This is a genomic window from Thermogutta sp. (genome assembly GCF_014359955.1).
Classification (GTDB): Bacteria; Planctomycetota; Planctomycetia; order Pirellulales; family Thermoguttaceae; genus Thermogutta.
On sequence record NZ_JACIYL010000049.1, the window covers coordinates 1 to 11,418 of the forward strand.

At 59.1% G+C, this 11,418-nt stretch carries 6 protein-coding genes; 1 reads left to right on the top strand and 5 read right to left on the bottom strand.

The window, feature by feature from the left end; genetic code table 11:
* The 3 genes from H5U08_RS02910 to fliG form a co-directional block, all read right to left on the bottom strand.
* On the bottom strand, positions 1–3,103 hold a 3,103-nt coding region (locus H5U08_RS02910), incomplete at its 3' end, for a secretin N-terminal domain-containing protein (protein ID WP_297029906.1).
* Positions 3,104–3,339: 236 nt separating this feature from the next.
* Positions 3,340–5,973, bottom strand: coding sequence for a DNA mismatch repair protein MutS (gene mutS / locus H5U08_RS02915; RefSeq protein WP_297029907.1), 2,634 nt, complete (start codon positions 5,971–5,973; stop codon positions 3,340–3,342).
* A gap of 162 nt (positions 5,974–6,135) precedes the next feature.
* Positions 6,136–7,131 carry a flagellar motor switch protein FliG gene (gene fliG, locus H5U08_RS02920; protein ID WP_297029909.1) on the bottom strand — a complete coding sequence of 332 codons (996 nt, stop codon included), beginning with the start codon at positions 7,129–7,131 and terminating at the stop codon, positions 6,136–6,138.
* 577 nt (positions 7,132–7,708) lie between these two features.
* Between fliG and H5U08_RS02925 the strand changes: the two genes are divergently transcribed.
* On the top strand, positions 7,709–9,787 hold the full coding sequence (locus H5U08_RS02925; RefSeq protein ID WP_297029911.1) for a methyl-accepting chemotaxis protein: 2,079 nt from the start codon (positions 7,709–7,711) through the stop codon (positions 9,785–9,787).
* A 79-nt stretch (positions 9,788–9,866) separates the two neighbouring features.
* Here H5U08_RS02925 and H5U08_RS02930 read toward each other — a convergent pair whose 3' ends face one another.
* Positions 9,867–10,847, bottom strand: coding sequence for a sugar phosphate isomerase/epimerase (locus H5U08_RS02930; RefSeq protein ID WP_297029913.1), 981 nt, complete (start codon positions 10,845–10,847; stop codon positions 9,867–9,869).
* 218 nt (positions 10,848–11,065) lie between these two features.
* Positions 11,066–11,418, bottom strand: a 353-nt coding sequence (locus tag H5U08_RS02935) for a ThuA domain-containing protein (RefSeq protein WP_297029915.1), incomplete at its 5' end; no start/stop codon positions are given.

The following is an 11,418-nucleotide window of genomic DNA, read 5'->3' on the forward strand; positions in this document are numbered from 1 at the left end:
CGGTAATTGTGGGGACCTGCTGACCAACCTGGACGAAGGCCGGCTGATTGTCCAGGGCCATGACTTGCGGCCGGCTGAGGACGTCCAGTCGGCGCTGCTGACGGAGTGCCCGGATGAGAACACTCACCGCTTCGCTGGAGGCGGAAAGCACCATACCGCCGAAACCGAGCGTGGAATTGCCACGGCCGACCCCGAAGTTGGAGATCGCCTGGGCACCGACCACATCCGGCGAGGGTGCCGAGGTGTTGTTCCCCAGCGGACCTGTACTGTTGAAGAGGAACCCCGGTACCCCGGCCACGCTGCGGTTGAAGAGGATCGGGTCCTGAATACCCAGCTCAATGCCGAACTCGTCGGTATTGCTCAATTGCACTTCAGCAATGAGCACCTGGATGAGGACCATGGGAGGTCGCTCGTCAAGCCGCGTGATGATCTCCACGATCTGGTCGTAATACTCTGGCGTGGCGCTGACAATGAGGCTGTTGCTCACCGGCTCTGGAACGATGACGACTTCTTTACTCAGGAACTCAAACGTGCTGAAGGCGTTGACATTCAACTGGCGGACCTGCCGCTCGTTGGTGAGATAGGTGTTGATGGCGCTGGCCACATCGTTGGCTGGGGCGTTTTTTAGCCGGAATACTTCCGTCTTTCGCTTGATAATTTCCGATTCGTCAAGCCTGAGGAGAATGGCTTCCACCACGGCCAGATCGCCTGCTGATCCACTGGCGATGATGCTGTTGGTCCGCACGTCCACGGCGAATCGCAAGGGAATCAGGGAGCTCTCACCCTCCTGAGCCCCCGTGCGATAAGCCGGCTGAGCGGCCGCACCGGCAGCTCCACCAGCCACAGTCACCGTTTGTCCGAACAGGGTCTGCAACATGTCGGCCAGGGCCTGGGCATCTCCATTGACAATGGTGAAGACCTTGACCTGCGCCTCCGCCGAGGGAAGCCGATCCAGTTCGGCGATGAGAGCAGCAATGAGAGGCATGCTGTCGGAAGGAGCGGACACCACCAGGGCGTTGGCACGGACATCGGCGGTAATCCGCACGTCCGTTACGATCCCCGATTCGAGCATCTGTTTGCCCTGGGTATCGACGGTGAGGAACCGCAGTCGGGTGGAGCGGATTTCCTGTTGCCCTGCCGCCTGCGCCGTGGTCACCTGCCCGGTCGCCGTCTGACGCACCGCCCCGGCGACTCCCGTGGCCGATATGGCCTGCTGGAGAACCGTGGCCAGTTCACTGGCCAGTGAGTTTTTCAGCGTGAACACACGGATTTCGTTGACCGCCTCACTGGTGGGCACATCCAGCTTGGCGATCATTTGCTCGATCTCGAGCATGTCCCGAGGAGACGCCTTGACGATCACCGTGTTGGAGCGAAAGTCCGATGTGATGAGGATTTTTGTTCCCAAACCTCCCCGATCCTGATAAAACGTGGTGAGCCGTTGCTCCACCGTGGTGGCCGAGGCATGCTTGAGCGGAAACACCTTGAATTCGGTTTCGGGAGAGACGGGCCGATCCAGCTTCCCGATGAGCTCCAGCACGGTGCGAACGGCTTCCTGCCGACCCACCAGAAGGATGGCGTTGGGTTTAACCAGGGCGATCATGGTGATGGGCCCGCGTCGGGCGGCATACACGGCTTGATACACCTGGTTAAGGATCGTCAGCAGGGCCTCGCAATCCACGTGGCGAAGGAGCACGACGCGGATTTCCGGTTCGGTTTCCACACTAAGTTCTTCGATTTGCCGGATGATCTGCATCACCCGCTCCACGTCCCGCCGGTTACCCCGGATCACCAGCACATCCAGTCCCTCGAGGTATTCAATCTGGACCGGTCCGATAAGGCCGCCTTCTCCAGCCGGCGTCTCCGCGCCCGGAGCCTGCTGCTCACCGGGAGCCGGAGGTTGCGGCTGTCCTTCAGCGGGAGGCTGCTGGGAAGGCTGTTCCTGGGCGGGTTGTGGCGGCTGCGATTGTTCCTGATTCTCCGCCTGCCCCACCTGGGCGAGAAGGTTTGTCTCGATATTCTCTGCTTCAGCCTCGCTGGCCGTGGTATTGGCAACACGAACCGCCCGGGTCAGTTGCTGCACACTTTCTGCCTTGGCCGCACTGAGTGGAACAAGCCGCACTGTCCGTGTTTCCGTGTTGGGAGGTCCATCCAGCGCGTGGATGAGCTGGCGGGCAGCGGGCATGGCCCAGGCAGGTCCCCGCACCTGGATACGGTTGGCCTGTCGGTCAAAACTGAGGCTGAGCTTTTCCCCGGTCCGCAGCGTGATCTGATAGCCGGAGGGCTGAGTCGCTCCGGGCACCAGCACGGGCTCCAGGGCCGGTCCCAAGGTTTCCTTAAGAAACGCTTCCACCTGGCCCACCTGGGCGTTCCACAGGGGGGTATCCTCGGTAATCTGCATGCCACCGGAGGCCGGCAGCCGCTGCGCGCTGTTCTCACCGCTGGCTGGTCCCGCCGCGCTCGCCATGTTGGCCGGTGGGGTCGATCTGCCTGGCGGACTGAGGGACGGCTGCGATCCTGCCGTGGGTGTCTCAGTTCCCACGGGGAGAACTCGCACCGGGTTCGTCATCCCCGAAAGAGTTGGTTGACTCGGCTGCTGCTCCATCACCAAGCCCGCGATGGCCATTTGAACATCTTCTGGAGCCACCACGAGAAGCTGCGACGTGCGGTTGTCCACCGTAATGCGGACATCCTGCCTGCCCGCATACCGGGCGCGGAGCTGGGAAGCGACGGCTTCTATGTTTCCCCGTGGAAGTGGATAGCTTTTGACAACAGGAATGGGATTGTGAGGAGGCTGCTGAGGCGATCTCTGTGGCTGGTCCAAAGCCCTGATGACACTGCTGGCAACTTGCAGGTCCTGCTCCGTACCGGCGATCAGTATCCGCCGATTCTGGGCATCAACGGTGATCCGCGCAGAAGGCGAAAGGAGCTGATGGAGGACCGGTTCCACCTGTTCTGGCGGTGCATATCGGAGCTGGAATTCTCTGGGAGTGGTCGTTTGGGCTAAGCCCCGTTGAGCGACCAGACAGGGACCCGCGGCCAGGACGATGACTAATCCTACTCTCCAAAACCAGGCAGCGACTGGGCCATTGAGCCGTGCAATCATGGAATGCCCTCGACTGTCTTGAACACCTGACAACCTCGTGTCAACAAGGAGACCATCGACACCACCGTCCAAGCCCGTGTCATCCTCATAATCGGCAAAACTTTCCCAGTCATTCACAAAGACTTTACCGTTCAGGAAAGATTTGACGACGCGACATCAGAAAAAAGACAAGCAGCACACAAGACACAAACGAGAAAATCTAAGAAAAGTACACAAAAGCAGCAGCTTGATTACGACTATTGGGCCGCTTTGCGACCTGCCCGGCGACTTCGACCGCGAAATTGTTCATGCCATTTGCGGATTTTTTCGAAGGCCTCAAGCGGCGTTAGGCGGTTGAGGTCCAGCTCCCGGAGCTCCTCCACAAGGGGATGTTCCAGCGGTTCGAAGAAAGTGAGCTGAATCGCCCGGCCGTCGCCTGTTGTGACCTCCCGGGTCGGTCCCGCCAGTGCCTTACTGCTTCCCAAATGGGCCGACTCCAGGCCCATCAAAATTTCCTTGGCCCTTTCGATGACGGGCCGTGGAACCCCCGCAAGTTGGGCCACATGGATGCCATAGCTTTTGTCCGCCGCCCCCGGGACAATCTTATGCAGAAAGACGACCTGATCCTGCCATTCTCGGACGGCCACGTTGTAGTTCTTGACACCCGGCAACAGTTCGGCCAGTTCTGTGAGTTCATGATAATGGGTGGCGAAAAGGGTCCGGCAGCCGATCCGGTTGTGCAAATACTCCACCACCGCCCAGGCCAGCGAAATGCCGTCGTACGTGCTCGTGCCCCGCCCAATTTCATCCAAAATGACGAGACTCCGTTTGGTGGCGGAATTGAGAATCCGGGCGGTTTCGATCATCTCCACCATGAAGGTGCTGCGTCCACGGGAGAGATCGTCGCTGGCACCAACCCGGGCGAATACCCGATCTGCCACACCGATGGTGGCCTCTTTCGCCGGGATAAAGGCCCCCATCTGCGCCATGATGACGAGCAAGGCGGCCTGCCGGATGTAGGTGCTCTTGCCCGCCATGTTGGGGCCGGTGATCAGGATGACAGGCGCCGCCCCTTCTCCACAATGAAGATCGTTGGGCACAAAGGTGCCTTCCGGTTGCGTGAGGTCAAGAACCGGATGGCGCCCCTCCAGGATCTCCAAAACAGGTTCTTCTACCAGTCGGGGACGGCAGTAGTTACGCTCTCTCGCCAACTCAGCCCAACCGGCCAAAACGTCGAGTTCCGCCAGGGCTCCCGCCGTCGCCTGGAGGACGCCCCGATGACCGAGGACCTCCTCGCGAAGTTCCACGAAAAGCTGATATTCCAGCTCCCTGGCCCGCTCGTCCGCCGAGAGAACCTTTTCCTCGTACTCCTTCAGTTCGGGTGTGATGAAGCGTTCGGCGTTTTTGAGCGTCTGCTTGCGGAAATATTCGGGAGGGATCTTATCCCGGTGGGTGTTCGTGACCTCGATGTAATAGCCGAAAACCTTGTTGTAGCCCACCTTCAGCGACGGGATTCCCGTACGCTGGATTTCCTGTGCCTGATATCGGGCAATCCATTCCTTGCCCCCCCGGGCCAACTGTCGAAGTTCGTCCAGTTCGGCGTGATAGCCGTCCCGGATGAAGCCTCCCTCAGTAGCGGCGAGAGGGCACGGGTCCACAAGCGCTGCGGAGAGCCGGCTTTCCAACTCCGGGCAGGCATCGACGGCATCTCCGATCGCGCGGAGCCGATCGCTCTCACAGGTCGCCAGGAGCTCCTGGAGCGGCGGGATCTGACGCAAGCTCTTCGCAACGCTCAGCAGATCGCGAGGGGTGCAGCGACCCGTGGTGATCCGTGTGATCAATCGCTCCAGATCGAACACCCGGCGGAGATGTTCCCGAATTCGCTGGCACAAATCGGGCCGTTCGAGTAACTCGGCCACCGCGTCCTGACGCTGTCGAATGGCGCCGATATCGGTCAACGGGGCCGCCAACCATTCAGCCAGGAGGCGCGCTCCCATGCCGGTCACAGTCCGATCCAGAACCCAGAGGAGGGTTCCCTCGCGCTGGCCCTCGCGCATCGTTCGCACGAGTTCCAGGCTTCGCCGGGTGGCTTCGTCGATCTCCAGGAATCTCCCGGCCTGGTAGCGGAGCAACCGCTCGATATGGGGCAGGCGCGTCTTCTGCGTCTCTTCGAGATAATCAAGAATCGCGCCCGCTGCACACAAGGCCGGTATATCCTGAGACTCGTCCCAGGAAAAGCCAAAGCCCTCAATTGCGCGGGCCCCAAATTGCCGCGTCAAGAGTGGTTCCACATGAACCGGCGAGAACACCCATGCCGGCCGCCGCGTGACCACCACGCCGTCCAGTTCCGGGGGAGATTCCGAAGACTCTTCCGGCCAGAGAACCTCCGAGGGATGAATCCTCACCAATTCATCGAGCAGACTTGCGCGGGGAAAAACACCGGCATAAAACCGGCCGGTGGATAGATCCACCCAGGCCAGGCCCAAGGGATCGCCCAGGGCCACGGCGGCGAGGAAATTGGGCTCGCGCGGATCAAGCAGCGCCTCATCGGTGATCGTCCCTGCCGTGACGATGCGAGTGATTTCCCGCCGCACCAGGCCCTTGGCCAGCTTGGGGTCCTCCACCTGGTCACAAACGGCCACGCGAAAACCCGCCGCGAGAAGTTTCGCCAGATACGACTCAAGCTGGTGATGGGGAAACCCCGCCATGGGGATAGCGTCCTCGCCCTTATCCCGACTCGTCAGAGTGAGATTGAGCGTCTGGGCGGCGATTTTCGCGTCGTCGAAGAACAGCTCGTAGAAGTCTCCCATGCGGAACAGGAGGAGCGCGTCGGGGCACGCCCGTTTCGCCTCCAGGTACTGCCGCATCATGGGAGTAAGTCGTTCTTCCATAAAAGCCGGATGCCGGTCCGAACAGAAGGATCAAAGATTCCAGGCCAAGTCGTCGCAATCGGGAAACCCTTTACTACCATCATAAAGGGTTTCCACGCGGCGCATGAAGGACGAGGGACGGTCGTCGGAGAAGGGAGGGACCACCCCAAGCTGGCGGGTCGATCAGACGATCAGCCGTTCTTCTTCCTGGTTGGTGCTCACCGTGATTTCCCCGGCATCTTCCAGGCGACGGATGATATCCACGATCTGCTGCTGCACCTGCTCGACGTTGGAAGCCCGGACAGGCCCGAGATACTCCATCTCCTCTTGCAGAAGAGCGGCCGCCCGACTGGACATGTTCTTGAGAATCTTTTGTTTGAGTTCGTCGCTGGCCCCTTTGAGGGCCATCGCCCACTGCGAATTCTCCACGTGCTTGAGGATCGTTTGAATATCCCGGTCGCTGAGCTTGGTGATGTCTTCGAACACGAACATGAGGCGACGGATTTCATCCACCAGCTCGGGATCTTCCTGGGCGAGGGCATCGAGGATGTGCCGTTCCGTGGCGCGGTCGATCACGTTGAGGATTTCAGCAACCGTGGGGATACCGCCGGCGTTTTCAAACCGCTGGCTCATCACGCTGGCCATACGGGACTCGAGGCCCTTTTCCACCTCATGGATGATATCCGGGCTGGTCTGCCCCATCGTGGCAATTCGCTTGATGACGGCGACCTGACGTTCCGGCGGCAGCCCACGAATGATTTCCGCCGCCTGATTGGGCGGCAAATGCGACAAAATAAGGGCGATGGTCTGGGGATGCTCATCAATCAAGAACGTGATGAGGTTCTGGCTGTCCACCTTCTGCAGGAAGGCAAACGGCAACGCCTCGATGGATTGTTTGACAGCCTCCAGTGTGGTGCTGGCCGCTTTCCCAAGGGCCTGCTCGATCAACTCCTTGGCCACCTCCAGACCGCCTTTTCCCCCGGTCAACTCGGCAGGGCTGGCCTGGGCAAATTCTTTGAGGGCCTGTTCCTGCTCCTCTGCGGTCACCAGTCCCAGGCGCGCGATCTCGATGGTCACGGCCTCGATCTGCTTAGGCTCGAGGCGCGTGAGAATCTGCGTCGCCTGCTCGCGGGGCAGGCTCATCAGAAGAATCGCTGCCTTTCGGATATCACCGGCCATGATGGATGATTATTTTCCTCGCGAGGCTCAAACCCACCGGCCAAACTGTGCCCTCGCGCATGCGACACATTCGGCAATAAGCTGCCGCCGCGGACGCGGCCCTTTTGCGCCCTTCACCTCAAAGGAGCGTCACTGTTCTCTTTCTCGCCGCGAATCGTCGCACGCTGGTGGGGACACAACAATGAACGTGTACACCCCAAAAAGTCATCGGCTTGTCTTAAAGGAATTTCTGAGGGCTACCAGGGCTCAACGTTACTCTAGGAAGAATAGATAACCTGTAACCCCAACAAAACCGTTATATTCTTTCCAAACCGCCCTCTCTTACACCATGTCTTGCCATTTTGCCAAAAAAACGGGTAGTTATGGCTCCAATCACCTCCTGTGAGCTATGTATTGTTGAGAAGCTTGCCGGACAGGTAAGCAACTTCACGTCGCGACGTTTTTAGAGCATTTTGGATTCAAATTCCTTCTCAAGTGGGTTTTGGCTCATATTTTGTCGAGCCTTTTTTCAAACCTTTGGCGCTGTTGTCTCTTTTCCGGTTAACGAGTCTTTTGCGTCTTCTGGGAGGAACAAGCTGTGAAACTGCAAACCAAAATCATGGGCTTGTGTGCGGTCGGCGTTGTCTTGACCGCATCTGTGACAGTCACCCTGGTCTTCGTCAACAAAGGACGACTGGGCGCCCAGGTGCGAAAGGAAGTCGATCTCCTCGGCCAGGATAACTGTCGCCAGGTAGCGCTGGGCGTCCGCAACATGCTCGAGGTTTACCACCATTCATTACTGGCCAATCTGGACCGGGCCCTCAACGCTGCTTCGGATCTCGCCCGTAACCAGGGGGGGTTCTCCATTCACCCCGAGGAAACGGTCACCTGGCAGGCCGTGAACCAGTTCACCAAACAGAGCCAGACCGTGCAGCTTCCCCGGATGTATATCGGCAACACCTGGTTGGGGCAAATCACCGATTTCTCCGCTTCGGCACCATTTGTCGACGAGGTAACCAAGCTTACCGGTCTGACGTGCACCGTCTTTCAAAGGATGAATTCGCAGGGAGATATGCTGCGTGTGGCAACCACGGTGCGCACAGACGACGACCGCCGAGCCGTGGGAACGTTCATTCCCGCGGTCAACCCTGATGGATCGCCCAATCCTGTCGTCTCCACTGTTCTCCGCGGAGAAACGTACACCGGGAAGGCATTTGTCGTCAACAAGTGGTATATCACCACCTATGCTCCTGTTTTCAACGACAAACGAGAGGTAATAGGCTGTCTTTACGTGGGCATTCCGCGTGACGACATCGCGGAATTGCGTCAGGGGATTATGAACATTGTTGTAGGAAAAACAGGTTACGTTTATGTGCTTCAGGGAACGGGAGAAAAACGCGGCACCTACGTGATCTCCCAAGGCGGAAAACGCGACGGGGAATGCATTTGGGAGGCTAAAGACGCGGATGGTCGGTACTTCATCCAGTCAATCATTGAAAAGGCCCTCAAGCTCAAGCCTGGCGAATGCGCTTTTGAACGCTACCCCTGGAAAAACCCCGGAGACAAGACGGCCCGCTGGAAAGTCGCCGCCGTCACCTACTTCGAACCCTGGGACTGGGTGATCGGCGCCGGGGCCTACGAGGACGACTTCCAGGACGCTCTGGGGCGGGTCGACCAGGCCCTCAACAGCATGCTGTGGTGGACGCTGGCCGGTGCCACCACAATGACCCTCGTTTGCTTGGGGGTGTCTTTCTTGGGCACCCGGCGGACTGTTCAGGGGCTGCAGCGAGTCGTTAGCCTCCTCAAAGACATAGCTCAGGGCGAAGGCGATCTGACCAAACGTTTGCCTGAGGAAGGGAATGACGAGGTGGCCGAGCTGGCGCAGTGGTTCAACCGTTTCGTCGCGCGTCTCCAGGAGATGATCCACCAGGTGGTGGTCAGCGCGGATCAATTCACGGAGGGTGCCCGCATTGTCGCCGAGAGCGCCCAGGTGGTCGCCCAGGGTGCCCAAACCCAGTCTGCAAGTGTGGAAGAAATGACGGCTTCCATCGAGGAGTTGACGCGATCGGTTACGGCGATCCGTGAGTTGGCCGCCGAAGCCGATAATTTGGCCCGCCAGAGCAGCCAATCCGCGGAGCACGGGGGTGTGGCCGTGGCCAAATCGGTGGAAGCCATGCAGGCCATCCGCGAAAGCTCCAAGCGGATCGCCGACATCATCCAGGTGATTTCCGAAATTGCCGGGCAAACGAATCTTCTGGCGCTCAACGCGGCCATCGAAGCCGCCCGAGCCGGTGAACACGGCATGGGCTTTGCTGTGGTGGCCGATGAGGTCCGCAAACTTGCCGAACGGACCAACCACGCGGCCCAGGAAATCGCCCAGCTCATTCGGGAATCGACACGCCTTGTGGAAGAGGGCGCCCGCATGAGCGACAATCTGGGTAGCTCGCTGGAAGAAATCCTCAACAACATTAAAGTGACCGCCGAAAAAGTGTCGGCGATTGCCCAGAAAACGAACGAGCAGATTATGGTGGCCCAGGAAGTTCAGACCGCTGTGCAGGGCATTGCCCACGTGGCTGAGCAGTCAGCCGCCGGAAGCGAGGAGATGGCTTCCAGCAGCGAGCAACTCGGTGCTCAGGCGGACGCCCTGCGACAACTGGTCAGCGGGTTCAAGACTTGATCCCGCAGGGATTTTCGTGACTCGCGTTGCGGCAGGCGCTGTCGGTCGGCCAAACCCCCGTGGAAGTTTCCGACGTTTTTCAGCCCATCTCGGCCGACAGCGCTTTTTTCACGGCTTCGCGCATTGATTCCAAGCCCCGACGGGCGACAGTTTCCACCTCCATTTTCGCGTACTGGGGATTGAATAACTCCAGCGACAAAGCCCCGTGGAATCCAATATCCCGTAAGATACGGAGAATCTGGGTCAGAGGGGCCACGCCTTCCCCAGGAAATACGCGATCGGAATCGCGGATTTTCTCCCGCGGTGGATCGCCTGGGTAGTCGTTCATATGGAAAACGTGGAGGGCTGCGCCATTAAATACGCGGAGCCCCTCCGGTCGCGATCCTCCCCGGTAGATGTGAAATACATCGAAAAGGGCGCACGCATCGGGATGTCCACACTCCACCAGAACGAATGCAGCCTCGCTGAGACGACTTAAATTGGCGGAACCACCCCAGATTTCTAACTGCGGGGTAACACCCATCGACTGACCGATTTCGAGGAGTTGGGCGTATCGTTCGGCCACCCTTTTCAGGTCCAGTACCGGCGGATTGTAGGCTCCAGCGGGAGGAGCGGCAATGCGATTGCCGCCCAATTCGGCGATCCACTCCATTTCTCGCTTCATCTGATCGAATCCCCTGGCCCGCTGGGCGTCGTCATCCACCATCCACGTCGGAAACCCGATGGCACTTTCTACACGCAAGTTGCGATCCCGCAATCGCTTGCGCAATTCCCCCAGTTTTCCGCCCCGCTGAAGGAACTCATCGATCTCGCGGGTCCAGGGTTCGATGCCATCGTAACCCACTCGCGCCGCCAGGTCGATCTCGTCGGGGAGCGACAGCTTGTGGGAACGAATGGTCGCCGTGTTCAGGCAGAATCGGAAGACGGACGAGGTATCTTCGGTAGCGGACGTCCCAGCCTGTGCCTGTGAACTGGTCAGCGCCATGGGCGGTACAATCAGCCCTGTCCCCGCAACACCGAGAAAAGTGCGCCTGGAAAAAATATGCGAGGAAGTCCCCATAGGAATCATGGATCTCCCGACCGACTACCAAAATCCACGGTTACTGCGTCAGGTAAGTTTACCGCCAAAAGTACGGGCAGGGGCCATTGACTCCGGCCCCCGCCGGCCATCGTCCAACATGATGGCTGTATGAACACTTAGGAGAGACAGGAACACGGCGTCCAGCAAAGGCAGCGCTGCACACCGTGACGAGTCACGCCAAAGCTCCCATATCTTATTCACCGGGAGAGTTGATTGGCTCCCGGCGTCACCTCCTTGATGTTGGGAACTGGATCAAACGCCACTTCGCCCAGCACCCAGGCAAGTGCTCCAAGTGTGAGATCTTTCATAATCTTGCTTTCCCAAACATCCTCACGATGTCCCAGGGAAGTGTAGAAGACCCGGCCTTTGCCGTGCATCCGCGCCCAGGTCGAGGGATACGGCGGGCGCTGGTAGCAATTGTCGACCATGCCTTCGGTGTCCTGGATCAGGATGACGTGGAGGTCATCCGCAAGATTTTTCATGGCATACCATTCTTCCAGCATACGGAAAGATTTACCGAGGTTCCGGCAACCGGGGAAATTGGGCGAAG

What these genes read in the sequence shown, in the direction of transcription:
- H5U08_RS02930 (WP_297029913.1), bottom strand. Translation starts at nt 10,847, where the DNA reads ATGGGGACTTCCTCGCATATTTTTTCCAGGCGCACTTTTCTCGGTGTT.
- mutS (WP_297029907.1), bottom strand. Translation starts at nt 5,973, where the DNA reads ATGGAAGAACGACTTACTCCCATGATGCGGCAGTACCTGGAGGCGAAA.
- fliG (WP_297029909.1), bottom strand. Translation starts at nt 7,131, where the DNA reads ATGGCCGGTGATATCCGAAAGGCAGCGATTCTTCTGATGAGCCTGCCC.